Origin of the sequence: Thermococcus sp. JdF3 (genome assembly GCF_012027495.1) — an archaeon.
Taxonomy (GTDB): Archaea; Methanobacteriota_B; Thermococci; order Thermococcales; family Thermococcaceae; genus Thermococcus.
In genome coordinates, this window is record NZ_SNUK01000001.1 from 167,975 (window position 1) to 193,515 (window position 25,541).

The 25,541-nt window shown below is 54.1% G+C and carries 21 protein-coding genes; 17 read left to right on the forward strand and 4 right to left on the reverse strand.

Going from position 1 to position 25,541, the window contains the following annotated elements:
- Positions 1–55 precede the first annotated feature (55 nt).
- The gene (locus tag E3E42_RS00815) at positions 56–1,342 is read right to left on the reverse strand and encodes a helix-turn-helix domain-containing protein (protein ID WP_167902236.1); all 1,287 of its coding nucleotides are present in this window, start codon (positions 1,340–1,342) and stop codon (positions 56–58) included.
- A gap of 748 nt (positions 1,343–2,090) precedes the next feature.
- On the opposite strand from E3E42_RS00815, the gene E3E42_RS00820 reads away from it, so the two are divergent.
- The 7 genes from E3E42_RS00820 to E3E42_RS00850 all read left to right on the forward strand — a co-directional run bounded on the left by E3E42_RS00820 (position 2,091) and on the right by E3E42_RS00850 (position 6,560).
- A complete protein-coding gene (locus E3E42_RS00820; protein WP_370519558.1) occupies positions 2,091–3,482 on the forward strand; it encodes an ATP-binding protein in 1,392 nt (463 codons plus the stop codon).
- A gap of 331 nt (positions 3,483–3,813) precedes the next feature.
- Complete coding sequence (locus E3E42_RS00825) at positions 3,814–4,605, forward strand: type IV toxin-antitoxin system AbiEi family antitoxin domain-containing protein (RefSeq protein WP_167902238.1); 792 nt, start codon at positions 3,814–3,816, stop codon at positions 4,603–4,605.
- Positions 4,598–5,392 carry a nucleotidyl transferase AbiEii/AbiGii toxin family protein gene (locus E3E42_RS00830; RefSeq protein ID WP_167902240.1) on the forward strand — a complete coding sequence of 265 codons (795 nt, stop codon included), beginning with the start codon at positions 4,598–4,600 and terminating at the stop codon, positions 5,390–5,392. The genes E3E42_RS00825 and E3E42_RS00830 overlap by 8 nt, the downstream gene beginning before the upstream one ends.
- An 87-nt stretch (positions 5,393–5,479) precedes the next feature.
- Positions 5,480–5,659, forward strand: coding sequence for a zinc finger domain-containing protein (locus E3E42_RS00835; RefSeq protein ID WP_012572828.1), 180 nt, complete (start codon positions 5,480–5,482; stop codon positions 5,657–5,659).
- An 18-nt stretch (positions 5,660–5,677) separates the two neighbouring features.
- Positions 5,678–5,953, forward strand: a complete 276-nt coding sequence (locus E3E42_RS00840) for an elongation factor 1-beta (RefSeq protein ID WP_014012768.1) — start codon at positions 5,678–5,680, stop codon at positions 5,951–5,953.
- 98 nt (positions 5,954–6,051) lie between these two features.
- A complete protein-coding gene (locus E3E42_RS00845; protein WP_240913589.1) occupies positions 6,052–6,339 on the forward strand; it encodes a DUF4258 domain-containing protein in 288 nt (95 codons plus the stop codon).
- The gene (locus tag E3E42_RS00850; protein WP_167902242.1) at positions 6,336–6,560 is read left to right on the forward strand and encodes a DUF2283 domain-containing protein; all 225 of its coding nucleotides are present in this window, start codon (positions 6,336–6,338) and stop codon (positions 6,558–6,560) included. The genes E3E42_RS00845 and E3E42_RS00850 overlap by 4 nt, the downstream gene beginning before the upstream one ends.
- Here the strand turns inward: E3E42_RS00850 and E3E42_RS00855 are convergent.
- Positions 6,557–7,582: a tetratricopeptide repeat protein gene (locus E3E42_RS00855; RefSeq protein ID WP_167902243.1), complete on the reverse strand. Its 1,026-nt coding sequence runs from the start codon at positions 7,580–7,582 to the stop codon at positions 6,557–6,559. The two genes, E3E42_RS00850 and E3E42_RS00855, sit on opposite strands and share 4 nt — an antisense overlap.
- A 302-nt stretch (positions 7,583–7,884) precedes the next feature.
- Between E3E42_RS00855 and E3E42_RS00860 the strand changes: the two genes are divergently transcribed.
- The 10 genes from E3E42_RS00860 to E3E42_RS00905 all read left to right on the forward strand — a co-directional run bounded on the left by E3E42_RS00860 (position 7,885) and on the right by E3E42_RS00905 (position 22,694).
- Complete coding sequence (locus tag E3E42_RS00860) at positions 7,885–9,729, forward strand: anaerobic ribonucleoside triphosphate reductase (RefSeq protein WP_167902244.1); 1,845 nt, start codon at positions 7,885–7,887, stop codon at positions 9,727–9,729.
- Positions 9,730–9,757: 28 nt separating this feature from the next.
- Complete coding sequence (locus E3E42_RS00865; protein WP_167902245.1) at positions 9,758–10,471, forward strand: anaerobic ribonucleoside-triphosphate reductase activating protein; 714 nt, start codon at positions 9,758–9,760, stop codon at positions 10,469–10,471.
- Between the two features lie 133 nt (positions 10,472–10,604).
- On the forward strand, positions 10,605–11,732 hold the full coding sequence (locus E3E42_RS00870) for an ABC transporter substrate-binding protein (RefSeq protein WP_167902246.1): 1,128 nt from the start codon (positions 10,605–10,607) through the stop codon (positions 11,730–11,732).
- Between the two features lie 2 nt (positions 11,733–11,734).
- Positions 11,735–12,781: an iron ABC transporter permease gene (locus tag E3E42_RS00875; RefSeq protein ID WP_167902247.1), complete on the forward strand. Its 1,047-nt coding sequence runs from the start codon at positions 11,735–11,737 to the stop codon at positions 12,779–12,781.
- Positions 12,774–13,547, forward strand: a complete 774-nt coding sequence (locus E3E42_RS00880) for an ABC transporter ATP-binding protein (protein ID WP_167902248.1) — start codon at positions 12,774–12,776, stop codon at positions 13,545–13,547. The genes E3E42_RS00875 and E3E42_RS00880 overlap by 8 nt, the downstream gene beginning before the upstream one ends.
- Positions 13,544–17,302 carry a cobaltochelatase subunit CobN gene (locus E3E42_RS00885; protein ID WP_167902249.1) on the forward strand — a complete coding sequence of 1,253 codons (3,759 nt, stop codon included), beginning with the start codon at positions 13,544–13,546 and terminating at the stop codon, positions 17,300–17,302. Before E3E42_RS00880 ends, E3E42_RS00885 begins: the two co-directional genes overlap by 4 nt.
- Entirely contained in the window at positions 17,278–19,203 is a 1,926-nt protein-coding gene (locus E3E42_RS00890; RefSeq protein WP_167902250.1) for a VWA domain-containing protein, read from the forward strand. The genes E3E42_RS00885 and E3E42_RS00890 overlap by 25 nt, the downstream gene beginning before the upstream one ends.
- 236 nt (positions 19,204–19,439) lie before the next feature.
- On the forward strand, positions 19,440–21,074 hold the full coding sequence (gene thsB / locus E3E42_RS00895; protein ID WP_167902251.1) for a thermosome subunit beta: 1,635 nt from the start codon (positions 19,440–19,442) through the stop codon (positions 21,072–21,074).
- Positions 21,075–21,145: 71 nt separating this feature from the next.
- Positions 21,146–22,027 carry an ABC transporter ATP-binding protein gene (locus E3E42_RS00900; protein WP_167902252.1) on the forward strand — a complete coding sequence of 294 codons (882 nt, stop codon included), beginning with the start codon at positions 21,146–21,148 and terminating at the stop codon, positions 22,025–22,027.
- The gene (locus tag E3E42_RS00905; protein WP_167902253.1) at positions 22,011–22,694 is read left to right on the forward strand and encodes a multidrug transporter; all 684 of its coding nucleotides are present in this window, start codon (positions 22,011–22,013) and stop codon (positions 22,692–22,694) included. Before E3E42_RS00900 ends, E3E42_RS00905 begins: the two co-directional genes overlap by 17 nt.
- On the opposite strand, the gene E3E42_RS00910 is transcribed toward E3E42_RS00905, so the two are convergent.
- Positions 22,675–23,277 carry a hypothetical protein gene (locus tag E3E42_RS00910; RefSeq protein WP_167902254.1) on the reverse strand — a complete coding sequence of 201 codons (603 nt, stop codon included), beginning with the start codon at positions 23,275–23,277 and terminating at the stop codon, positions 22,675–22,677. The genes E3E42_RS00905 and E3E42_RS00910 overlap by 20 nt on opposite strands.
- 62 nt (positions 23,278–23,339) lie before the next feature.
- Entirely contained in the window at positions 23,340–25,466 is a 2,127-nt protein-coding gene (locus E3E42_RS00915; protein WP_167902255.1) for an IGHMBP2 family helicase, read from the reverse strand.
- Positions 25,467–25,541 lie beyond the last annotated feature (75 nt).

The window sequence follows — 25,541 nt, forward strand, 5'->3', positions numbered from 1 at the left end:
TTAGGTTTCTGTGCTTAACGAAACCTCATTAAGGATACTGACGAAAAAGTAGACATTATGCCCTCACGTACCGGGTATTCCTTCCTGAGCCGGTTCTTTTAACCAGGCCCAGCTTCCTGAGCCTGTCCAATCGCTCCAACACGGCAGGCTTTGAGAGACCCAGTGCATCTCCGAGTTCTGTACTACTTCTTGGCCTGCTCAGCAGTTCAAGGATTATTTTGTCCTTTTCGTCTAGCAGGGTCTCGGTTCTTTTCTTAAAAACAACTTCAAAGGCGTTTGCCTCGCTTTTGAATTCAACATCCACGAGACCATGCTTCTCGCACTCACTTTTAATCATCTTTATCCCATATCCGTATTTCTCAATATAGCCTGAATCGTAAAGAAGTTGGCTCAAAACCGGGTTTCTTGGTACGTGTTCTGGGTCGTCCAAGTCAACACCCGGCATGAGGCCGCCCGGATTCTTTATCAACAGTTTGTCAGGATAAATGAAAATCCTTACATCACTGGAAACGGCATAGTTCCTGTGGGCGAAGGCATTGATTATGGCCTCTCTGACGGCCCTGGGTGGGTACTCTGGAACCCGAATCCTTTTGGCTCCGAGTGTGACCTCGAACCACTTAAAGCTTCTCTCCAGCTCTTCAAAGAGGTCATCAATAACCTTCCAGACTGGTCCACGGAATTCTTTCACCGCCACTGGTTCATCTCCTTCAATATAGATTATTCTCCCTCTGGCATAGGGCATATCGTCCACGTCCGTAAAAAAGAGTACCCCTGCATTGGTTAGCTTTTTGTCTTTAACTGCCTTGATACTCCTCAAATAGCGCTCCCAATCTTCCCTAGGTATTTTCCTCCCCCTTGCCTTTTCCATGGCATTGAAGAACCACCATATGTATTCATCTTTTGCCTCATCCAGGGACTTTACTGGCACTTCGTCCCAGGTCAGTGCCCCAAGCTCCGCGGAGAGCATAACGATTTCCTGAATCGAGAGGGGCCTTATTGAATTGCCTATTCTTATGTATGCCACACCTCCGACCGTGCAGAGGTTTCTTGACTTGGGGACTTTTATAATCAGAAACTCCTTGTCCTCAAGCTTAATTATACTGGTTTCGACATTGACGGGCGGGATTATTGAGAGCAGTGCTTGTGAAATCTTCTCCCTGGCTTCTCTTGCGTCACATCCCACCGGTGTCCCGTCCTTTCGAATACCGATAATTATGTACCCTCCGTCGGCATTTGCTAGGGCACAAATTTCTTTGTGAATATCCTTGGTTGGTTTTTCCTTAAACTCGATTCTCTCACTTTCTCCCTCTGCGATTATCCTAAGGAATTCTTCCAGCTTCATGATTATCGTTAAGTTTAGTTAATCTTAAAAACTTAACGAAAGAGGGATTTTCGTTAAGTTAGCCAGGTTTACGAAACTTAACGAATGCGCATCTCTGGAGGCTGTTCTTTTGGTGGTTTCTTTTGTTGTGTTTGTGTATTTTTGCAGCCGTAAATTTTTTGAGGTCTTTGAGTATGATTTTGTTTTGGGGCCCTTTCCGTTGGGCCTGAAGGCTGATGACCTCCCGTTTGAGGCGGCCGGTGGCCCCAATGTGAACGGGAGTGAGAAGCCAACCGCACCAGTTGCAACAAATGCAACTGGCAGCGGAAACGGTTATCTCCCATCAACCTTGCCCGGTAACATTTTCAGTGCTGGCGGAAGGTTTGCGCGTGGTTCTGGGGACACTGTCCTTCAGAGATTATAAGACAGAAACCAGGTTAATCATCCATAACGGAAAGCTTGAAAACAGAAATGGCGTGTGGTTTGTCCCCCGTGAACTGTTCCTCCTGATGCTTTGAGCTTTTTTAGTTCTATTTATCCTGTCCGTATGGGAGGAGCCGGTGCTGTTGAGGTTTGGTTAACCCTCGCAACTTTTAATGTACTATTTTGGACATCCCCCATAATGGGGTGTGTCCAGACATGTAGTTTGATGTCCAGCCAAAGACGTCAATTGACGAACTGTTCGGGAGAAGAGCGGAGTATTTGATCTAGTCCGCTCAAGTCGACTAGACCATAAGGTTTTTATTCTGTTTGAACAGACTAGACTGTGGTGAGCACATTGGACGAGAAATTCCTGGAAACCTTTGTGAGACGCACCGTTGATACCGCCGATAGAACCCTCAAAAAGTACGCTTTTGCTCCTAACGGGAAAAAACGTCCGGAAAGAAAACTCCTCTCAAAACTGTCTCAAGAGGTTGAGTCTTTTCTTCAGAGTAAAGAAAATCGAGTTATTGTCCTCTACGGTCTCCGCGGTGTCGGGAAGACAACGATGCTGGCTCAGATCTACTTTGACCTTTTATCTAGAGTCCCCCGCGAGCGGCTGGTTTACCTCTCCCTGGACAGACTCTATCCCCTCGGCATCGGTCTAAACGACTTCATAATGGCCTATGAGCGCCTGATCGGCGAGAGGGTGGAAGAGTTCAGTGCGCCTACCTTTCTGTTCATCGACGAGGCCCATTACGATAGGAACTTTGGGACCACTGTGAAGGCACTTCACGACTCCGCGAACAACCTAATGATCATCGTTACAGGTTCCTCTTCCCTTCCATTGAAGCTCGACCCTGACCTAACACGCCGCGCCAAGAAGCTCAGAGTGCCACCGCTCACTTTCACTGAGTACCTTCTCCTAAAGAAGGGAGTTCCCATTCCGGAGAAGTTAAGTGATGCCCTGAAAGATGCTTTTCTCAGCTGTAATTTTACCGGGATCGAAAGCATACTGGGCGACGTTCTCCTGAAGTTCAGCGAGAAGGACGTTGAAGACTACCTCGTTCATGGTTCGCTTCCGGTCTACCTGAACTCCGAAAACCCCCTGGAGGACGCCTATGAGATTCTCAGGAAAATCATCGAAGTTGACCTCAGGCACGAGGGGCTGGGCGAAACAACCCGCGAAAAGGCCCTCGGCCTGCTCCTCCTGATGGCCTCCGGGGAGAGCCTGACCTATGACACAATTACCTCAACGCTTGGAATGTCCCGGGATGCCGTGGCCAAACTCCTGGAGAAGCTTGAAGACCTTGAAGTGATATTCCCCGTCAGGGCCTATGGCTCCATAGGTAAGGTCGCAAGGAAAACTCCCAAATACAAGTTCCTCGCCTCAATACTCAGGAGCGCGGTTCTCTATGAATTTGGCCTCTTTGAGAGGAACAGTAAGACGCTGGGTATGCTCCTTGAGGACGTGGCGGCGTTCTACCTCCATATCCTGGCAAGGGAAAAGCGGCTCCGCCTTCACTACGATGCCCAGAAGGGAGGGGCCGACTTCATCTTGAGTGGGAGGAAAATGGGCATTGTCGTTGAAGTTGGATGGGGGAAGAAAGGAACTAGGCAGGTTCTAAGAACAATGAAAAAGACCAACATGGACTGTGGTGTGGTCGTCCATAACGGAAAGCTTGAAAACAGAAATGGCGTGTGGTTTGTCCCCCGCGAACTGTTCCTCCTGATGCTTTGAGCTTTTTCGCAGTTCCCTTTATCCTGTTCGTATGAGAGGAGCCGGTGCTGTTGAGGTTTGGTTAACCCCTGCAACTCTTAATGTACTATTTTGGACGTCCCCCATAATGGGGGACCTCTCATTTCTCCGGAGCATTCACTGCTGAGGTGTCTCCCTAAAGAACAGAGGGACATAAGTTAAACCTCGGGGGGCGAGGGGGCGGAGCCCCCCAGATAATTCAAATACAACCGGGGTGCGGGGTAGAACCCCGCATCTCCCCATATCAGATGAGTGGTTATAGAATGTCATGTTCCGAAAATTTTATTAAGAAAATGACCACATTGGTCACTATATGCAGAAAAATTACTACCTTACAAAAACTGAACAGGACATAATGAGGGCGATACGAGGGGCCGATATAGTGAGTGCTGACGAGATTAGAGAACTCTTCCCAGGTCTCAGCCCGGAAATGGTTAGGAAGGTTCTTTCTAGCCTCTCAAGAAAGGGCTACCTCACGAGGCTGAAGAAGGGCCTCTATCTCGTTAACAAACAGCCAGGAAACCCCTCAATAAAAAACCCTTGCAGGATAGCCCTAGCCCTGTTCCCTGGATACATAGCCTTCTCTTCCGCCCTGAGGCTTTATGGTTTACTGGAATATGAACCGTTCACGATATTCGTGGCCACACCGGGAAAATCCGGTGAGAGAACCATTGGAGAGTACACTATCAAGGCCGTTGCCCTGGGAGAAAAGGCCACAGGAATGACGCTTAAGGATGGAATCTATACATCCACCGTCGCGAAGACGTTCTTCGACTGCTTCTACAAGCCTGCCCGCTGCGGGTGTTACCCTGAGATAACCAAGGCCCTCTACGAGGCCGAAAACCTCGACTGGGACGAGTTCTTGAGCTACTTCGAACGCTTCGCCAGCGACTCCCTCTGCCAGAGGACTGGCTACGTCCTGGAGCTCCTCAAAAACGAGTTGGGGGTCGACCTCCCGGAGAGAGTTCTTAACTATCTAAGGGGCAGGGTCAAAAGCTGGACGAAGCTCGTTCCAACTCTTCCCTCCCGCGGGAGGAGCATCAAGGAGTGGAAGGTGATAGATAACCTCAGAAAGGAGAAGATACTGGGGTGGGCGTATGGATGAGGAGATGCTCAGGTATCTGGCAGCGAAGACCGGGCTGGGCCTGAACTACATTGCCAAGGAGGAGAGGATTTCACTTCTGCTCACTCGGCTGTGGGAAATCTTCGGCGAGAAGGCGATACTCAAGGGAGGTACTGCCCTCAACAGGGTGTACCTCACAAAGATTGGAGCGGCAAGGTTTTCTGAGGACATAGACATTGACTATTTCAACGGCGACGTTGGCACGGCGGCCGATGAGATAAAGGAGGGCATGGGACTCATCGAAGGGTTTGAGGTTAAGGGGCCGAGAGTCTTACACAGAACATTTAGGTTCGATTGCTACTACGTGAACCCCCTTGGCAATAGAGACAGGGTCAAGGTTGAGTTCTACCTCAGCAGGCCGCCCTACGTTGAGGCCAGAGTTGAGCTGGTCAAATCCCCTTTTGTGAGTGAGTACCCGACCATGTTCAGGGTGTACTCCTTCGAAGACCTGATCGCCAAGAAACTCGCCGCCCTCTACAACCGCACCGAGGGCAAGGACATCTACGACTCCTTCCATGCACTCAACATGGAGTTTGAGAGGAAAAGGCTGGAGAATGCTTTGAAGCTCACCCTTGGATTCTACCACATCGATGAGGAGGACTTCCTGAATGGCCTGATTGAAAAGCTCGATTACGCAAAGAACAATGCCAGATACATCGGCAACTCCACCAACCACTTCATCCCCAGGAGCCTGCGCCCCAACTGGGAAGAGATGATAGAAAGCCTGAAGCTCAGAATTGAAGAACTTGGCCGGGTGATCCCTCTGTAGTTCACGCCTTTCCCAGAGAAAGGTTTATAAGCCAACCCCCGCAATGCCCACCAGTGATTAAAACCACCTTTCTTGGAGGTGTTCGCAGTGGAAGCCAAGTTCGAGATACCCGTATGCACATCATGCGGAAAGGAGATAACCCCCAGGGAGCACGCCACTCACTTCGTCTGCCCGAACTGTGGCGAGGAGATAATCTGGCGCTGCGAAAGCTGCAGGGTCCTCTCAGTCCCCTACAAGTGCCCCAAGTGCGGCTGGGAGGGGCCGTGAATTAGGAGGTGAAAAGGAATGAGCGACTTCAACCTCGTTGGCGTTATAAAGGTCATGCCAACCGACCCGGATGTGAACCTCGACGAACTCGAGGAGAAGCTGAAGGCCGTCATCCCCGAGAAGTTCGGCCTCGCCAAGGTCGAGCGCGAGCCGATCGCCTTCGGTCTCGTCGCCCTCAAGTTCTACGTCCTCGGAAGGGACGAGGAGGGCTACTCCTACGACGCCGTCGCCGATCTCTTCCGCGAGGTCGAGAACGTCGAGAGCGCGGAAGTTGAGACCGTCTCGAGGATCTGAATCCTCACATCTTTTCTCTATACTGTTATCACCCTTGAATGCGGTTTTTAGAAGAAACGCAAAACCACAATATTTTTAGTTTTTCAGCCGAAATGTGTTTGAGGGGAATCGTCTTAACTGACCATGCAAAGGAGAGACTTGGAGAAAGGGAGATTGACATTGAAGAAGTGGAGGCCATCGTAAATTCACCAAAGAGGCAGTTCTATGACCTGCGCTCGGGTCATTTTGTTGCGATTGGCCCGAGAAACGTCCCCAGCCACTGGCTGATAGTAGCCTACGATAAAAGAGACGATACTACTGAAGTGATAACCGTCATAGACACCAGCAAAAGCCTCGGCAAAATCATTGAGCGAAGATTATCATCCCGGAGGTGGGTGGAGTTATGAAAGTTAGGTATGACCCAAAGGCCGACATCCTCTACATCCTCATTCGGGAGGGCCCTGTGGCAGACACCGACGAGGTTGACGACGATGTGTGGTTTGAGTACGATGAGGAAGGAAACGTCGTTGGGATTGAAATATGGAACGCCGGCGAAAACGTTATCAGAAAGAGCCTTCTGGAGATAGAGCGCTATACAAAAGGGCTGAAGGGGGAAATAAAGGCTTAAAGCCCCAGACCCAGACTCAGCTTCGGCCTCTTCCACTCGTCCAGGACAGAGCGAAGCTCCTCGTTCTCGACCTTTGAGTAAAGCTCATCGAAGCGCTCCTTCGCACCGTCCTCTCCGGCCTTCCAGCGCGCCAGCTCGGCGATTGCCCTAAAGAAGTAAGCCGTATCGTCCTCGAAGAGCTCCGCAAAGGACTCCATGTTCTCCGCGACAACGCCGTAGGAGCCCTCGTTGAAGAGCCCCTCGATGAAATCCGTCAGCGTGTCGAAGACGAGGCCAAAAATCTCGTCGCTCACGTTTATGGCCTTGACGAGGGCGTCCCGTATGGCTCTGAAAGCCCTGCCGTACTCCTCCCTTCCGGCTAATATCTCAGCCTCGACCAGCCTGGCGTTTATCTCTATCTCGTCCTCCCTCGGGTTCCGGAGAACCTCGTTTATCAGTGCCTCCGCCGCGTCGTAGTCCCCGAGCTCGTACCTGAAGTGCGCCAGGTCGAGGAGGCTTATCATGTGGTTCTTCTCGTCCCGTATCCCCTCGAAGATCCCCCTCGCGCGCTCCATGAGCTCGATGGCCTTCTCGGTCTCGCCTATCTCGTCGTAGTTCACCGCCAGGTTCGCCAGCGTGAGCGCTATCTCCCTCTCGTTCTTCAGAACCTCCTCCTCGAGTTTGAGGAGCTCCTCGTAGGTCTCTATCGCCTTCTCCGGCATGCCGAAGTGCTCGTAGGCGTCCGCCAGGTAGTAGAGCGCGGTGGCGTACTCCTCGGGGTCATCCCTTTTCCTCTCGGCCACCCTCCTGTAGAGCTCGATTCCGGCCTCAGCGTCGTCGAGGTGCGCGTAAACGTGCGCAATCTCATGGAGCAGGTCGTAGGGGTCCTCGCACTCGATCACGGCTTCCCCGAGCCTCTTGAGCTCCCCTCTGAGGGTCTCTTCGTCCTCTATGGAGTCAATGTAATCGTCAAATAGCTCCAGGAGCCTCTCACAGTCCTTCGCAGTTAGGGCATTCTCCCATTCGGCCTTGATGTCGCCCATTTTCACATCACCTGGTTTCGGTTCGCCGAACGGGTTAAAAAGCTATGGTCGCCAGAAAATGTGTTTTATAGTCAAATATTGATTTAGCATTTTGTATGGATGACAATTATTTGTCGATACTTGTTTCAGTGGCTTCCTGTGTTGTCAGTTTGCCTGTCTAACCATCAATGGATGTCTGCCCAGCCTGTCATTTGGTACTAAAGCACAGGAAGATTTTGCAGAACTGACTATGGGTTCAAGGGGAAGTGTTATATCCTGCGTTTGTTTCCCCTGTTACTGGATAAATTATCCAGGTGACCGACATGGAGACCGTGAAGAAGGATGTAATCCACGAGTACGCGGGCTGGGGCAGTCTGGACGTTCTGGAGAATGCCAACCGCTATCCCGGTCCAACGGGCTTCTTCGCCTACGTGATGGAAGAAGCGCTCAAAGAGCACCTCTCGCTCATCCCAACGGGGGGCAGGGAGGCCCACTTCAGCGGCGATATCTACATCCACAAGCTTCCCTACAGTCTCTACATTCCCTACTGCACCGGCCACAGCACGGCCAGACTGCTTGAGAAGGGCCTCAAAACGCCGACGATCATCTCGAGGCCGGCCAAACACTTCGACACCTACGTCGACCACATAGCCAACTACCTCATAACCATGCAGCACTACTTCAGCGGCGCTCAGGCCCTCTCAAGCGTCGAGTGGTACGCGGGGCCGTTCGTGAGGAAAGAGGGCCTCGACAGGAGGAAGATACGGCAGAACATCCAGCGCTTGGTTTACAACCTCAACTACCCGAGCAGGGTGGGTATGCAGACTCCTTTTACCAACTTCACCGTGACGCTGGACGCGCCGAAGAAGATGCTCGAAGGCGACCACGCGATTTACGATGGCAAAAAGCTTGATCCGCTCGGAGAGTACGAGAGAGAAGCCAAGGAGTTCTTCATAGCCCTGACTGAGGTGCTTAGAGAGGGTGACGCGATAGGTCAGCCCTTCACGTTTCCTATCCCCACCCTGATGGTCACAGCTAAAATGCTCTGGGACGATCCGGAGGTCTTCGAGGCCGTCTTTACAACAGCCGCAAAGCGCGGGAGCTTCTACTGGCTCAACACCAACGTTGTGGACCCGGACGCAAGCTTCTCGATGTGCTGCAGGCTTGTAATAGATAAAAACGAAATGAAAGAGGTTTTTGGCTTTAATACGGGTGATACAAAAGAGCAATGGCTGAATGAAGTTGAGAGACAGCGCTTCGGTGGGCTCTGGGCGATGCCCGACGTCACTGGTTCAGTGAACGTCACGACGGTCAACCTTCCGAGGCTTGCACTCAAAGCCAATGGCGACGACGATAGGTTCTGGGAGGAGTACGGGAGGATCCTCGAAACCGTGAAAACGACCACCGACTGGTTCCGTGAGCGCTACGTGAGGCTGATAACGAACTACCGCCAGATGTATCAGATGATCCACCTCTACCTCGAGGAGTTCCCGAGCAGTCACTTCAACACAATAGGGATTCTTGGTTTGCCGGAGGCGGCTGCAATCTACCTCAACGAACCTGAACTCTGGACTGAAGGAACGAGGAAGGACTGGCTCAAAGCTGCGGAGCTGATGAAGGATATGGTCGAGTTCGCAACCGGGAAAGCGAGGGAGTGGATGAAAGAAAGTGGGACGCCGTGGAACGTTGAGGAAGTTCCGGGAGAGAGCGCTGCGGCAAAGCTTGCCATAAAGGACCTCAGGGAGTTCCCGGAGCTTGAGGAATACCTCAGCGACCCCGAGAATCCAATTTACTCAACCAGCATAGCGCCCTACTACGGCCCGCTTGAGCTGGGTGACAGGATACGCATAGAGGAAAAGGTTCAGAGGAGCTTCACCGGCGGGGTTATGATGCACATCTTCCTCGGGGAGGAGCCGGACCCGGAGGCACTGGTAAAGCTCACGAAAAGGCTCATGAGGACAGACCTCGTCTACTGGAGCTACACGCCGGCTGTGACGGTCTGCAACGAGTGCGGCCACTCAACTACGGGCCTTCACACCCACTGCCCGCGCTGCGGAAGCGAGAACGTCGAGATATGGAGCAGGATTATAGGCTACTACCGCCCGCTCAAAAACTGGAACCCCTTCAGGAAGAGGGAGTTCTGGACGAGGAGGCACTACACCTCCTGACGTCTTCTTTTCTCCTGGGGGTGATTCGATGCTCACAGGTGGCTGGAAAGCCGTCAGCATGGTGGATGTCCGCGGAAAGGTCACCTTTACGCTCTGGCTGTGCGGCTGTAACTTGAAATGCCCCTTCTGCCACAACTGGCGGATAGCTGAGGGAAAAGGCTGCTTCGAGCTGGAACGGGGGGCAATGCTTGAGGAGCTTGAGGTGAACTCCTTCCTCGTCGATTACTTCCACGTCACCGGTGGCGAGCCGCTGATGCAGTGGGCCGAGCTTTCATCGCTGTTAGCCGGTGTGAATGCCCTCGACGTTCCCGTCAGCCTCAACACCAACCTAACCCTCGTCGGGCCGCTCAAAAAACTCCTTAATGCCGGGCTCGTTGATCACATCGCGACCGACCTGAAGGCACCCCCGGCTGTTCTCTATGGCCTTCCCGGAGAAGCCAGCGAACGGCTCTGGAGGCTGTTCCTGAGGGGACTTGAGCTGGTATCCGACTACGGTCTTCCCCTTGAACTTCGCATTCCCGTTCCCAAGGGCTTTGACGTATGGCCATGGGTCGAGGAAGGGCTGGAACACATCGACACGGAGTTTTACGTCGTCCTTAATCCCCTTGCTGGAAAACCGCTGACGAATCCTCGCGACGAAACGTGGTGCTCTGCCCACTGCTGGCCGGAAGACGAAGTCAGAAAACTTGGAGAGAGGCTTGATGGGCTTGGTATTGAATTTCACGTAAACAGGTGGGATTAATTCTTTTCGTTTTGGTGTTATCAAAAACCATAAGTTGGGAACCTGCTGTTTTAAAAAGTGTTAAAAATCCGCAATATCTTTCCGGCTTTGTATTACTAAATTGAGAATTAGTAGCACAATGGCGGTGAGCACAATGAAATCCCGCGGAAAGACATTCACCCTGTTTTTGGTCGGCGTCTTGCTCCTCGCCGTCGTGGCGAGCGGATGTATAGGCGGCGGAACTACTACGACTACCACCACGTCCTCCTCCAGCCCAACGGAGACGGCTTCGTTCCCAACAACCACCACTGCCGCCCCCAAGTACCCGATAACCGTCACGGACTTCGCGGGGAGGACCGTCACCATAGATAAGCCGCCCGAGAGGGTGATAGTGCTCTCCGGCTACTGGGCGGAGATACTCTGCGTCCTCGGCGTCCAGGACAGGATAGTCGGCATAGGCAAGTACGTCCCCTACGACCCCTACCTCCCGGATGATGTGAAGAACAGGACCGTTGTTGGCAGCAACTTCAAGGGCCTCAACTGGGAGACCGTCGTCGGTTTGAATCCAGACCTCATAATAATCGACTGGTACGGCGGCAAGTACGCCGACGCCGAGACGATACAGAAGGCGGAAGAGCTCGGCATACCCGTCATAGCGCTCACTGCTAAGACCATCGAGGATAACGTGGAGGTTGTCGAGCTCCTTGGAAAGGTCTTTGATAAAGAAGAGAAGGCCGGTGAGCTGGCCGGATGGATGGAGGAGAAGCTCAGCGCCGTGAAGGAAACCGCCGCCCAGATTCCAGAGAGCGAGAGGAAGAACGCCCTCCTCATAAGTGCCCCCAAGGACATCGCGGGCCCGGTCACTGTCTACGCCAACGGAAGCGCGTGGGCTAGCATGGTGGAGCTCGTCGGTGCCCACAACTTAGCTTTCGACATGACCTTCAATACCCAGTGGCCCAAGCTCGACCTCGAGAAGATAATCGCCTACTGGGGCAACGACACGGACGTTTTAATCGTGACGTCATTCAGCCAGGACAGGCTTGAGGACGCCGTGAACGGCATTAAAAATGACTCAAGGTGGCAGGAAATCAAGGCCGTGAGGGAGGGACACGTCTACGGCATCCTCGCAGGTTCAAAGGGCTACCTCGACTGGGGCCCGAGGATAATAGTCGGCCTCTACCAGATGGCCAACATAGTCTACCCCGACCGCTACCAGAGCTGGGAGTCGGTCAGGGACGAGCTGATTGAGAAGTTCTACAGCCCGTTCTACCAGGGTGAGTGAGCATGAGGAAGGCCCTCCACCTTTCCTTTTTGTTCTCCCCGGTTCTTGCCCTCATCGTAAGCCTGTGTATAGGGACCTATCCAATTCCTCCCTCCGCCGTCGTGAGCATGGTGCTCCTTAAAGGGGCTCAGATCATCTCCGAAGTTTTGAAAACTTTAACCCTCGGGAAGGTATCCTTCTCCGTCACGATTCCCTACCCGAGCGTTTACCAGACCATACTCTTTGAGATACGCCTCCCCCGCGTCCTGATGGCCATGCTCGTCGGCTCGGCCCTTGCCATTTCGGGCGCCGTCCTGCAGGCCATATTCAGGAACCCCCTCGTCAACAGCTACATCCTTGGCATCTCTTCCGGGGCCGCCTTCGGCGCGGCTTTGGCTATAGGCCTCTCCGTTGGCGTGGGGGTGACTCCTTCAGCGTTCGCCTTCGCGCTCCTCGCGGTCTTCATAACGACCTCTCTGGCGAGGGTCGGCGGGAGGATAACCCCGGTCTCGCTCGTACTCGCTGGAATCATAGTCAACGCCTTCTTTTCAGCTTTAACGTCCCTCCTCAAGTTCCTCATGGAGCACGACAAGCTGGCGAGCATCGTCTACTGGCTCATGGGGAGCTTCGCCAACTCGGACTGGGGCTCGGTCAGGGTGGCCTTCCCGGTGATCCTCGTCGGCTGTTTCCTGATATATTCAATGCGCTGGCAGCTGAACGTGCTCTCCTTCGGTGAGGAGGCTAAAATCGTGGGTGTCGAGACCGAGAAGCTGAAGTTCGTCTTCATAGTCGTCGTCTCCATGATAACGGCCGTCTCCATAGCCTTCTGCGGTATAATCGGGTGGGTCGGGCTGATGATACCGCACATAGTCAGGATGGCCTTCGGTCCGGACCATAAGACCCTAATACCCCTGACGATAACCCTCGGGGCTTCATTCATGGCCTTAGCCGATACGCTCGCGAGGTCTGTGGCGACCTACGAGATACCGATCGGTATAATAACGACCCTCCTTGGAATTCCCTTCTTCGCTTACCTGCTCAGAAAAACGGGCGGTGGATGGGATGCTTGAGGTCAGAGGCCTGTCGTTCAGCTACGGCGATTTCAGCATCGAAGGGGTCACCCTCGAGGTGAAGGAAGGGGAAGTCGTGACGCTCCTCGGCCCCAACGGGAGCGGGAAGACCACCATACTGAAGGCAATCTACGGGCTGCTGAAGCCAAAGGAAAGGTGCGTCTTCATTGACGGGCGGGACTTCCATGAACTGCCCATCAGGGAGAGGGCCAAGTTGGCCGGCTACGTCCCCCAGTCCCACACGCCGCCCTTCCCCTACACGGTTCTGGACGTGGTCGTCACAGGTTTGGCTTCCCAGCTCGGTCCCTTTGAGAGCCCGAGAAAAGAGCACTATGAGAAGGCCCTCGAAAAGCTCAGGCTCCTCGGACTCGAGCGCTTTAAGGATAAACCTTACACCCAGCTGAGCGGCGGACAGATGCAGCTGATTCTGATAGCGAGGGCCCTCGTCCAGGAGCCGAGGTTTCTGCTCCTCGACGAGCCAACGGCTCACCTTGACTTCAAGAACCAGGTCAAAGTCCTCGGGATAGTCAAGAGGCTCGCGCGGGAGGAGGGCATCTCGGCCATTATGACGCTCCACGACCCCAATTTGGCCTCCCTCTACTCCGACAGGATAGCCCTCGTCAAGGAGGGCAAGATCAGGGCCGTCGGGAGGCCGCATGAAGTCCTGCGGGAGGAGATGCTCCGCGATGTCTACGGCGTCCCCGTGTGCGTCCTTGAGTTCGACGGCTTCAGGCTCATACTCCCCAGAACGGAGGTGATTCAATGATATGCTTCATCTTAGGATACGGCGCGAGGCCCCTGCCCCTGCTAAGGGAGATACTTGAGGAGGAGAGAATAGATGGGCTCGTGCTCACTGACCAGAACTGCGAGAGAGAGCTGGATAAAGTAGAAAAGTCGGATGTAATCTTCATCTACGCCCACGAGCTTCCTGAAATAGTGGAGGAGACGATTAAAGAAAGCAAGGCTAAAGTCATCGCCTGCGCCGGCCTGGAAAGCCTGACTACCGTCCCGGAGGAGGTTCTGATCAAGGCCAAGACCTACTACGTCCTCGGAGGCGAAAAGAACCTGAGAAACCTGGTCAGGTTCCTTGCGGGCCTCGCTGGAGCGGAGATTGATTACGAAGATCCCCAGGAGGTGCCGATGCACGGCATCTACCACCCTGAACTGGGCCTTTTTGAAAGCCTGGACGAATACCTGAAAGCCTACGGGAAGGAGCCCCTCATTGGAGTTCTCTTCTGGAGGAGCACCTGGCTCTACAAGGACTTCAGACCAATTGGAGAGCTCATCAGGGCCCTTGAGGAGGAAGGCTTTGGGGTAATCCCGGTCTTCACCTACGGAAAAGACTCAAGGACGGGGCTTGGAAGGGAGAAGAGCGAGGCCGTTGAGGAGTTCTTCATGAAGGGTGGGAAGCCGATTGTAGAAGCTTTGGTGAGCTTAATCTCCTTCGGCACGGTCGAGCTGAAGAACCTGCAAAGGCTCAACGTCCCGGTTTTTGCTCCGATAAGGTCCTACTACCAGTCCGTCGAGGATTGGAAGAAAAGCGAGAAGGGCGTTGACTACATGACTCAGGTCTATGGGGTGATAATTCCGGAAGTTGTGGGTGCAATTGAGCCGATTTTCATAGCCGGAACCAGAAACATTGAGGGCTACAAGGAGGGCGAGCCCTATGAAGAGCACATGAGGTACCTGGCCAGAAGGGTGAAGAAGTGGGTCGAGCTCAGGAAGAAGCCCAGGGATGAAGTTAGGATAGCAATCGTTCTGATAAACCCGCCGTGCAAAGGACTTGAGGCGAACGTCGCCGTTGGCCTCGGCCTGGATGTTCCCGAGAGCATCGTCAGACTTCTGCACAGACTCAAAGAAGAAGGCTACTGCGTTGGCGAAGACCTGCCGGAGAACGGTGAAGAGCTGATAAAGCTGATCCTGGAGAGAAAGGCGATAAGCGAGTTCAGGTGGACGAGCGTTGAGGAGATCGTCAAGAGCGGAGGGGCGATTGACTTCGTGGATCTGGAGGAGTACCTTGAGTGGTTCAACGAGCTGCCAGAGGACTTGAGGGAAAGAATCGTCTGGGACTGGGGAAGACCTGAGGATGTCTTGGCTGGAAAAGTTGACAAAGCGCTGGTCGGTATGGTTCACGACGGGAAGTTCGTCGTCCCGGGGATAAGGTTCGGGAACGTCTTCATAACCCCCCAGCCCAAGTTCGGCTGTGCCGGGGCCAGGTGCGATGGAAAGGTGTGCAGAATTTTGCATGATCCAAGGATAGTTCCACCGCACCAGTGGTGGGCCGTTTACAGGTGGATAACCAGGAAATTCAAGGCTGATGTAATGATTCACTTCGGAACCCACGGCTACCTTGAATTCAGGCCCGGAAAAGGCGTCGGGCTCTCCCCTTCATGCGTTCCTGAAGCTTCTTTGGACGACGTTCCTCACCTCTACGTTTACGCTGTCTCCAATCCAATGGAGGGCGTTATTGCCAAGAGGAGAAGCTACGCAGCGCTTGTAGACCACATCTATCCACCGATGGGGATGGCGGAGGTTCTGGATGATTTAGATTCTCTCCTAACCCAGTATACAAAGGCTAAGAACTTGGGAGACGAGGCAAGGAGAAGGAAGATTTACGAACAGATTCTTGAGAAGGCCACGGAAAACAGGGTGAGAATAGCGAACCCTGAAAATGAAGAGCAGACAATAGAGGAAATCCACCGCTACGTTGAGCTGATGAGGGGCTCCCAGATAAACCTCGGCCTTCACGTCTTTGGATACCCACCGAACGAACCCGAAAGATTGGCAGAATACGTTGCCACTGCAATGGCCTATGATTCCTACGCCGCTCCTTCGATTAGAAGAGTCATAGCTGGGGCAGTGGGCCTGGACTACGATGAGATGAAAAAGAACCCCTTGGGAACTACAAACGGGTTCACGAACAGGGAGCTTCTGGAGATTTTCCACAGGATAGCGGTCAAGAGCCTGGAGCGTTTGCTTAAGGGAGAAAGCTTTGAAGTCGTTGGGGAAGAAATTGAGAAGTTTGGATTTAAAGTCACGGAGAAAGAAAAGCTTGAAGAAACGTTTAGAAAAGCTCTTGACGTTGCAGAGAAAATAATTGAGTGTAAAAAGGAGCACGAGGGATTCTTGAAGGGACTGAGTGGAGAATACGTTGAACCCGGCCCCTCGGGCGCGATAACGAGGGGGAAGTTCGAAATTCTGCCAACGGGAAGGAACTCCTATGCAGTTGATCCAGGGACTCTGCCAACCAAAGCGGCGTGGCAGATAGGAGTCGAAACCGCGGAGAAACTCCTGGAGGAATACATGAAAAAGCACGGAAAATACCCGGAAAGCGTCGGGCAGGTTCTCTGGAGCATAGACGGCTATAAGGCGGATGGAGAGCAGATAGCCCAGATTCTGTACCTGATTGGAGTCAGGCCGGTTTGGAAGGGGGACGTGGTTGCCGGGCTTGAAGTCATACCTTTAGAAGAGCTCGGAAGGCCGAGGATTGACGTCCTGGTAAGGATAAGTGGAATCGTGAGGGACACGCTGCCGAACTATATCTACCTGATTGACGGGGCCATAGAGAAGGCCGTTACGCTGGATGAGCCCTTGGAGATGAACTATGTCAAAAAGCACTACGTTGAGCATATCAAAAAGCTCATTGAGCTCGGAAAGAGCTTTGAGGAAGCGCAGAGGTTCGCAAGGTTTAGGGTTTTCTCGGCCCCGCCAGGTGCCTACGGGGCTGGAGTGAATTTAGCGGTTGAATCATCGGGCTGGAGGAGTGACGAGGATTTGGCCAAGGTGTGGATTCAGTGGAGCGGCTACGCCTACGGAAAGGGTACCTTTGGCGTTGAAGCATATGACTCGCTGGTTCTGAGCCTAAAAGAGGTGGACGTAATCAACAGGAACCACATAAGCGATGAGCACGACCCGACTAACTGCTGCTGCTATTTTGCCCATCACGGAGGATTCAAGGCCGCAGTTGATGCCCTGGCCGGCAAGGACGCTGAAGTGGTTCAGACGGACACGAGGGACATAAGCGATACCAAAATCGTTGAGGTGAAAGTTGAGCTTGAAAGGGTCGTCAGGGCAAAGCTCCTCAACGAGCGCTGGATTGAGGAGATGAAGAAGCACGGCTACCGGGGGGCGAGCGAGTTCTCCAAGAAGATCAACCACCTATACGGCTGGGAGGCAACAACGAAGCTCGTTGAAGACTGGGTTTTTGACGAGATAGCAAGGAAATACGTTCTGGATGAAGAGATGAGGAGATGGTTCGAGGAGCACAACCCCTACGCCATCGAGGAGATTGCGAGAAGGCTGATTGAAGCCTATGAGCGCGGCCTGTGGGAGACGAGCGATGAGCTCATTGAAAGGCTCATGGAGGTTTATTCGGAAATTGAGGGAATCCTGGAGGAAAGCCTTGGTGAAGGGGAAGTCCAGGGCGGGACGATTGAAATTTACACGGCTGAAGACGACGAACACTGGAGTGAAAACATGAGGGAGGTGGAGGGAATATGGAGCCTCGTGAAAAACGATTAGTCTTCCCGTTCTCTGCAATAGTCGGGCAGGAAAAGGCCAAGCTGGCGTTGCTGGCCGTGGCCGTTAATCCGCTGATCGGTGGTGTCTTGCTTAAAGGAGATAAGGGAACGGGAAAATCGACCCTGGTTAGGGCATTAGCTAACGTTTTGCCCGAGATTGAAGTTGTGGCAGATTGCCCCTTCAACTGCAATCCGAGGAATCCTTTGGAGATGTGCGACAGCTGTTATGAGAGATATGAAAATGGGGAAGAGTTGCCCATAGCAAAGAGGAAGATGCGCGTTGTGGACCTGCCCTTAAGTGTTACGATAGACAGGCTCGTTGGAACCGTTGATGTGGAGCGCTTTTTGAAGGAGGGCAAAAAAGCTCTGCAGCCGGGAATACTCGCGGAAGCAAACAGAGGGGTCCTTTACATCGATGAAGTCAACCTCCTGGACGACTACATAGCCGATTCACTCTTAGATGCTGCAGCAATGGGATGGAACACGATAGAGAGGGAAGGGATCTCTTTCAGGCATCCGGCGAGGTTCATCCTGGTTGGAAGCATGAACCCTGAGGAAGGCGAGCTCAGACCGCAGATCCTCGACAGGTTCGGTTTATGCGTTGAAGTCTCAGCACCGATGAACCTGGAGGAGAGGATAGAGATAGTCAAGCGCGTTGAGGAGTTCCATGAAGACCCCACAAGCTTCTACAAAAAGTATGAGATCGAAGAGAAGAAGCTCACGGAGAGGATCGTTAAGGCAAGGGAGATTCTGCCGAAGGTCGAGATAAGCGACGATTTGCTGAAGCTTTTGGCTGAAACGGTCGTTAACCTGGGAATCAAAACCAACAGAGCTGAGATAGCCACGATAAAGACGGCCAAGGCAATAGCCGCCCTGAACGGAAGGAGAAGGGTCTCACTGGAAGAACTGGAAAAAGCTATGGAACTGGCTCTACCGCACCGCCTGAGGGACAGGCCGTTCCAAAAGCCACCTCAGATGCAGCCCCCAAAGCCTAAGGACGACAGCAAGCAGGATCACGACCACAAACACGAGCATAAGCATGAGCACAAGAAGGAAGAAAAAAATGAAAGGATGAACCAGGGGTCTCGAAGTCAGGGGATTGGAAATTTAGAGCAAAATTTTCGCTCAAGCGAAGCTAAAATCCCAAGGATAGAGAGCAAAAACTTTGATGGAGGCGGATTCACAGGATACCGCTCCTCGAGGGACGTCAGCGTTACAGTGGTAAACTTCCCCAAAGGCATTCCAGTTTCGTACATTCCACCTGTCAACGGCAGGATTAAGGACGTTGATTTCTACAACTCCCTGGTTTGGGCAGTTTTAAATGGCAAAAGGCCCCCAATAAAGCTCGATTTAAACGATATCCGCGTTAGGGTCAGGAAGGCAAAGGCACCAACGCTCTGGGTTCTGCTCCTGGATTCGAGCGGAAGCATGGCCGTGCAGAAGAGGATAAGCATCGCGAAGGGGATAGCTGAGAAGCTGGTTGAGAACGGCTACATCAAAAAGTCAAAGATGGCCCTGATCGTTGCGAAAGGTAACCAGGCGGAGATATTCGTTCCACCCACCAAGAACTACTGGGAAGTGCTTGAGAAGATAGAGAACGTTCCGACTGGAGGGAGGACGCCTTTAAGCTCCGCCCTCTACAATCTTCTGCTTTTGGCGAACAGGGAGAGGATGAAGGACCGGTCGGTCAAGGTGAGGGCCTTTCTAATAACCGACGGAAAGGCGAACGTACCGCTCTTTGGAAAGAGGATTAAGGAGGAAATAGTAGAGCTGGCCAGGGCGCTGAAAAAGAGGGATATTGAGCTCACGGTTTATGACACGAGAGGAAGGGGGATAAACCCGGGCCTGTCCCACGTTCCAATTCTGGAGCGGGTTGCTGGGGCGAAGGTGCACAAAGTTTAGCCCTCTGAATCGTTCTGTGGCTGGAAGAACGGCTGCACGGATGTATGATGGGAGGCTGGGCCGTCGGAGGCTTTGGATTTCTGAAACCCTTGTCCATTACGTACCGTGCAGCTCTGAGGTGATGCCAAGAAACCGAAAACTTTATAAATAATCCAAAGGAACGATAAAGCGGAAGCACAAATTGTAACTAAAACCTTTCACCCCTTAAAAACAAAAGCGGGCGGAGGTGAGGGGAGATGGCCCAGCTCGCTGGACAGCCGGTTGTTATTCTGCCTGAGGGGACTCAGAGGTACGTTGGTAGGGACGCTCAGAGGCTGAACATTCTGGCCGCCAGGATTATTGCTGAAACCGTTAGGACCACCCTCGGCCCGAAGGGTATGGACAAGATGCTCGTCGACAGTCTCGGAGACATCGTCATCACCAACGACGGTGCCACCATCCTCGACGAGATGGACATCCAGCACCCGGCTGCCAAGATGATGGTTGAGGTTGCCAAGACCCAGGACAAGGAGGCCGGTGATGGTACCACCACCGCCGTTGTCATCGCTGGCGAGCTTCTCAGGAAGGCCGAGGAGCTCCTCGACCAGAACATCCACCCGAGCATAATCATCAAGGGTTACGCCCTGGCCGCCGAGAAGGCCCAGGAGATACTCGACAACATGGCCAGGGAGATCGACGTTGAGGACGCCGAGACCCTCAAGAAGGCCGCGGTCACCTCTATCACCGGTAAGGCCGCCGAGGAGGAGCGCGAGTACCTCGCCGAGATAGCCGTTGACGCCGTCAGGCAGGTTGCCGAGAAGGTCGACGGCACCTACAAGGTCGACCTCGACAACATCAAGTTCGAGAAGAAGGAGGGCGGCAGCGTCAGGGACACCAGGCTCATCAGGGGCGTTGTCATCGACAAGGAGGTCGTCCACCCGGGAATGCCGAAGAGGGTTGAGAACGCCAGGATAGCCCTCATCAACGAGGCCCTCGAGGTCAAGGAGACCGAGACCGACGCCGAGATAAGGATCACCAGCCCGGAGCAGCTCCAAGCCTTCCTCGAGCAGGAGGAGCGCATGCTCCGCGAGATGGTCGAGAAGATCAGGGAGGTTGGCGCTAACGTCGTCTTCGTCCAGAAGGGCATCGACGACCTCGCCCAGCACTACCTCGCCAAGTACGGCATCCTTGCCGTCAGGCGCGTCAAGAAGAGCGACATGGAGAAGCTCGCCAAGGCCACCGGCGCCAAGATCGTCACCAACGTCCGTGACCTCACTGCCGAGGACCTCGGTGAGGCCGAGCTCGTTGAGCAGAGGAAGGTCGCCGGCGAGAACATGATCTTCGTCGAGGGCTGCAAGAACCCGAAGGCCGTGACCATACTCATCAGGGGCGGTACCGAGCACGTCGTCGACGAGGTCGAGAGGGCCCTTGAGGATGCCGTCAAGGTCGTCAAGGACATCGTCGAGGACGGCAAGATAGTCGCTGCCGGCGGTGCTCCGGAGATCGAGCTCGCCATCAGGCTCGACGAGTTCGCCAAGGAGGTCGGCGGCAAGGAGCAGCTTGCCATCGAGAACTTCGCTGAGGCCCTCAAGGTCATCCCGAGGACCCTGGCAGAGAACGCCGGTCTCGACCCGATCGAGATCCTCGTGAAGGTCATCGCCGCCCACAAGGAGAAGGGCCCGACCGTCGGTGTCGACGTCTTCGAGGGCGAGCCCGCCGACATGATGGAGAAGGGCGTCATCGCCCCGGTCAGGGTCACCAAGCAGGCCATTAAGAGCGCCAGCGAGGCTGCGATAATGATTCTCAGGATCGACGACGTCATCGCCGCCAGCAAGCTCGAGAAGGACAAGGGCGGCGAGGGCGGCAGCGACTTCGGAGGCGACCTTGACTGAAGGCCTTTAACTTCTTCTTTCCTTTCGACACCTCCGAAAAGCATTTTTAGTCCAATGAGAACTTTTCTTGTATGCCCTCCATTGAGGTAAGAGGCCTCTCCAAATGGTACGGCTCAAAAAAGGCCCTCAGCGACGTTTCCTTCACCGTGGAAGAGGGCGAGATAGTGGGAATAATCGGGCCAAACGGTGCCGGAAAGACGACGCTGATAAGGATTCTGAGCTGTCTCCTGAAGCCCGACTCCGGTGAGGTTAGGATTTTTGGAAGGAAGCACTGTGAAGCAAAAGACCTTTTCGCGCTCCTCCCACAGGACGTTAAGGCCCATTTCTACACGCTCACTCCGAGGGACTACGTCTATCACTACCTCAGGATGAGGGGGTTAAGCAGAAGTGAAGCCCTGCAAAGGGTCGATGAGGCCATGGAACTCTTGGGAATAGACTACGCGGACGAACCCATGTCCACCCTTTCCGGGGGCATGGTCAGGAGGGCCCTGCTGACCATGGTCCTCTCGGCCCATGCGAGGCTCTACTTCCTGGACGAGCCCACCGTTGGCCTGGACGTCGAGAACAGGCTCAACCTGTGGGAGGTTCTCCGGAAAAAGGCGGAGGAATCAACGATAGTCCTCACCGGCCACTACCTCAACGAGATATCGAGCGTCTGCGACCGCGTTCTCCTCCTGAAGGACGGCCAGGTGAAAGCCTTCGGAAGGCCCGAGAGGGTTGCGAGGGACTACCTGAGCGGTCTTCACTCGAAGATCGTCGCCTTTGAAGACGTTAAGCTTGAGGGCTTTCTCCTGAAAAAGGCCGGGAGAAATACCCACATCTACACCCGCTCCAAGCGTGAGGAGAAGGAGATAATGGAAGTCCTCGAAAGCTCAGGAGTGCCCTTCAGAAGGGAGAGTCTGACGATAGAGGACGTGTTCATCGCGGGTGGTCTCGATGATGGCGCTGATTGAGTACTACGCCAGAGCACTGACTAGGGGGAGGTTCTCCCTCATCAGCTTCGCGATTCAGCCGCTCTCCTTCATCTTCATAGTCTACGTCGTGAGCGGGGGCAGGTTCCTGAACACTGCCCTTGCTGGAGCGGTCGTCAGCTTCATAGTCGGGGTCGGCATAGCAGACCTGGCGATAGAACTCGTTGGAATGAAGACGCGTTCGAGGTTCTACGACATCCTCATGTCCCTTCCGGGAAGCGGCTGGAAGAAAGCCCTGGGAATTTCCATAGGTATGAGCGTTCCTGCCCTGCCCTATGTCCTTCTCCTCACGGTTCTCCTCCTCACGCGCCTTGGAGCCTGGGCAGTCCCCGGGATAATCCTCGGGATAATATCCCTCTGGCTGTGGAGCGCCGGGATAGGCTTCCTCCTTGGCGTGAGGATGAAGGAACCCGTTAGGACGATAAGGCTCTCGAACATACTCGTAACCGGTCTTACGGTGTTCCCGCCGGTTTACTATCCCCCCAGCGTTCTGCCCGATGGCCTTGCCAGAATCCTCATGCTCCTCCCAACGGTGAGCGCCTCACGGCTGATATCCGGGAACGGCGATCTGGGGAATCTCCTCGTGACGACCTTCTGGGGACTCACCGGCCTGCTCTTCCTGGCTAGATTCAGGGGGCTTGAGGGGTAAGCCCACCTATTTCCTCCTCCAACCTCTTCAGCTTCCCCTTGAAGCGCCTCACCTGGGAGTTGGCAATTCCAACGATTCTCTCGATGTATGCCTCATCGACCCAGAGCTCCCCGTCTGCTCCGAGCGGAACGTCCATCCTCTCGGTGGAGCGTATCTCAACGAGGAGCTTCTTGTGGCTCACGCTCTTGATGTTGCTGTACTTGAAGCCCAGCCCGATGGCGAGGTTGAGCAATCTAACCGCGTCCTCCATCGTCCTCGCGCCGACGTGAAGAATCGGACTCCTCACGAGGAACCAGAGCTGGCCCTTTGAGTGCTTTCCTATGGCTTCAAGGACTTCCTCGACGGAAACTTCCCTGTGCCACTTGCCGAGCCAGACGGAATTGACCTTGTCGCCGAAGTCTGGCATCTCCATGACCGAAATCCTGCCCGAGCACGAGGAGGTGGTGAAGTAGTTCTCAAGTGAGTTGATTTTCTCGAGAAGTGAGATGATGTCCCCGTCTACTTTTCCCTCTGCCAAAGCCTTCCTCAGGCCCGCCATTGCTTTAGCCTTCTGCTCGTCGAAGTTCTTCGTGTAGAGGAACATTCTTCACACCTGCCCGCCATTTTGACAGGGTGTACCCCCGGAACATGTTTCGGGGGTATCCATTAAAAAGGATTGTAGGGTGCGTCCCCATAGATTGACTGCATTCTGTCCCTGTCCTTTTTCCTGACTTTTTCGGCATCTTTTGGAACATCTATTGACGCTTCCGTCTCCGAAATCCCAAGAATTCCCCTCACGTGGTCTATGGATATACTTGCTGGTGGTTCGGTTAGTTCTTTTGCATCAACCACCGTCTCCCTCTCCTCTACAAACTCCACAAGCCTCTTGTAGGTCGGGTGGGCACTTAAAGTCGAGGAGTCGCCTATCAAAATCAGCTTCCTCTTAGCCCTCGTCAGCGAGACGTTCAAGCGCCTCAAATCCTTCAGGAAGCCCAGCTCACCCTTCCTGTTGGAGCGAACGAAGGAGAGAACGATTACCTCCTTCTCGCGCCCCTGGTAGCCGTCGACCGTCTTCACCTCAACTTCCTCCGGCAAAAGCGAGCGTATCAGGTCGCGCTGGTCGTCGTAGGGCGTTATGACCCCAACCCACTCCGGCCTGAGGCCGAGCTCTAGAAGTCTTTCAACTGCCCCTTTAACGAGCCCCGCCTCAAGCGGGTTCTCCCTGCTCTCGCTACCATACCTCTGCCTCTCGAAGCGGTCTTCTCTCTTTGACGTGTCTATGAAAACCAGCACGTTCTCTGGCTTGAGAACTTCTCCCCAGATATCGCCCCCATCAGGCGACTCCACGCCCAGATCCGCCAGCGTTATGCTCCTCACGCTCTCGTGGGCCTCTATCTTTCCACCGTAGAACTCCCTGCTCGGGAACTCCATCAGGCGCTCGTTCATCCTGTACTGGACGGTGAGCATCTCACTCTTTCCAGGATAGCGCTCGATCAGGCCCTCGAAGAGCGTCTTGCTAAGCTCCTTCGCCTTCTCACTGAGTATCGTCGGGGGCAGCTGTTTGTGGTCTCCAGCTAAAACGAACCGCCTCACCCTGTTGATTGGTATGAGGACGCTCGGTATCGTCGCCTGAGTGGCCTCGTCTATTACCGCGACATCGTAGGAGCCGTAGTCAACGACATCAAGGCCGGCAGAGGAGTTCGTCGTTAAAACAACGTCGGCATCGCGGATGATTTCCCTTGCGATTCTCTCCTCAAGCTTTCCGGCATCGTCGAAGGTCTTCTGAACCTGCCGGTTGATCTTGATCCACTCCGCCATCTCGCGGATCAAGCGGGCTGGAACACCCCTCGTCCCGATCCCTTTCGAGGCCAGCCTGAGGATTTCCCTGTCGCTCAGCCCGCGCCTGTACTTCGGGGACGGCTTAGTGAATGTGTCGCGCTTCTCAGCGAGGTTCTGGCCGATAACCCTCAACTCCCTCAGCTCGCCGTACAGCTCGTGCCGGGTTATGAGGTAAGCTAAGGTCGTCTCGTGGAGGCTCTTTGAGACCCTGCTCGGGTGACCGACGCGAACCACCTTAATGCCCGAATGGACCAGCCTCTCCACCAGGTTGTCCACGGCAACGTTGCTTTCGGCCGTTGCCAGAACCTTGTTGCCCCTCTCCACCTCCTGCCTTATCAGCTCGGCGAGAGTCCTCGTCTTGCCGGTTCCGAACGGGCCGTGAATCAGGAAGAAGTCGGGACTGCCCAAAGCCCTTGCCACGGCTTTCCTCTGGCTCGCGTTCAGGCTTCTGTCAAAGGGCGTGAACTCGACTTCCCCGCTCTCCTTGGGCTCCCTCAGACCGAGGTAAAGCTCCAGCGCTTTCCTCCCGCTCTCGCGAAGGGCCTCAAGGTTCTCAAGCCAGCGCTTGAAGGTTATGTCGTTGGCGTACAGGTCGATGCGGACTCCCTTCAAAGCCCACTCTGGAACGGTTTCCAAAGCCACGGTTATGAAGCGCTTCCCCTTCTCCACGACCGTTCCAACCAGGTCGCTCTTCAGCGGGTCTCGCCTGCTCACGACGACGAGGTCGCCAACGCTTATCTCCGTTTTTATCTCCCGGTCTCGGCCGTATTTCACCAGAAAGTAGCCCAGTTCCTCCCCAACGACCTTCCCGTTGAGTCCCAGAACGGCCCTCCCGACTTTCTCCCTCTCGCGCCCGCTCAGCCTTTTCATCTCCAGGCGCATGGCCTCTATCTCGGCCTTACGCTCCATCTCGACGAGTATCTTGAGGTGGGCAATAAATCTTTCAGGCTCCATTCTCTCCCCCAATCTGGGAGAAGAGAGGGAGTTTAAAAAGTTAGGTCAAAAAGGAAATGAAGAGGGTCTGTTCTG

Coding starts and splice junctions, on each gene's coding strand:
- E3E42_RS00880 (WP_167902248.1), top strand. CDS start 12,774: ATGCTTGAGGTCAGAGGCCTGTCGTTCAGCTACGGCGATTTCAGCATC.
- E3E42_RS00870 (WP_167902246.1), top strand. CDS start 10,605: ATGAAATCCCGCGGAAAGACATTCACCCTGTTTTTGGTCGGCGTCTTG.
- E3E42_RS00855 (WP_167902243.1), bottom strand. CDS start 7,582: ATGGGCGACATCAAGGCCGAATGGGAGAATGCCCTAACTGCGAAGGAC.
- E3E42_RS00915 (WP_167902255.1), bottom strand. CDS start 25,466: ATGGAGCCTGAAAGATTTATTGCCCACCTCAAGATACTCGTCGAGATG.
- thsB (WP_167902251.1), top strand. CDS start 19,440: ATGGCCCAGCTCGCTGGACAGCCGGTTGTTATTCTGCCTGAGGGGACT.
- E3E42_RS00885 (WP_167902249.1), top strand. CDS start 13,544: ATGATATGCTTCATCTTAGGATACGGCGCGAGGCCCCTGCCCCTGCTA.
- E3E42_RS00910 (WP_167902254.1), bottom strand. CDS start 23,277: ATGTTCCTCTACACGAAGAACTTCGACGAGCAGAAGGCTAAAGCAATG.
- E3E42_RS00905 (WP_167902253.1), top strand. CDS start 22,011: ATGATGGCGCTGATTGAGTACTACGCCAGAGCACTGACTAGGGGGAGG.
- E3E42_RS00875 (WP_167902247.1), top strand. CDS start 11,735: ATGAGGAAGGCCCTCCACCTTTCCTTTTTGTTCTCCCCGGTTCTTGCC.
- E3E42_RS00825 (WP_167902238.1), top strand. CDS start 3,814: ATGCAGAAAAATTACTACCTTACAAAAACTGAACAGGACATAATGAGG.
- E3E42_RS00890 (WP_167902250.1), top strand. CDS start 17,278: ATGGAGCCTCGTGAAAAACGATTAGTCTTCCCGTTCTCTGCAATAGTC.
- E3E42_RS00900 (WP_167902252.1), top strand. CDS start 21,146: ATGCCCTCCATTGAGGTAAGAGGCCTCTCCAAATGGTACGGCTCAAAA.
- E3E42_RS00850 (WP_167902242.1), top strand. CDS start 6,336: ATGAAAGTTAGGTATGACCCAAAGGCCGACATCCTCTACATCCTCATT.
- E3E42_RS00860 (WP_167902244.1), top strand. CDS start 7,885: ATGGAGACCGTGAAGAAGGATGTAATCCACGAGTACGCGGGCTGGGGC.
- E3E42_RS00815 (WP_167902236.1), bottom strand. CDS start 1,342: ATGAAGCTGGAAGAATTCCTTAGGATAATCGCAGAGGGAGAAAGTGAG.
- E3E42_RS00840 (WP_014012768.1), top strand. CDS start 5,678: ATGAGCGACTTCAACCTCGTTGGCGTTATAAAGGTCATGCCAACCGAC.
- E3E42_RS00865 (WP_167902245.1), top strand. CDS start 9,758: ATGCTCACAGGTGGCTGGAAAGCCGTCAGCATGGTGGATGTCCGCGGA.
- E3E42_RS00830 (WP_167902240.1), top strand. CDS start 4,598: ATGGATGAGGAGATGCTCAGGTATCTGGCAGCGAAGACCGGGCTGGGC.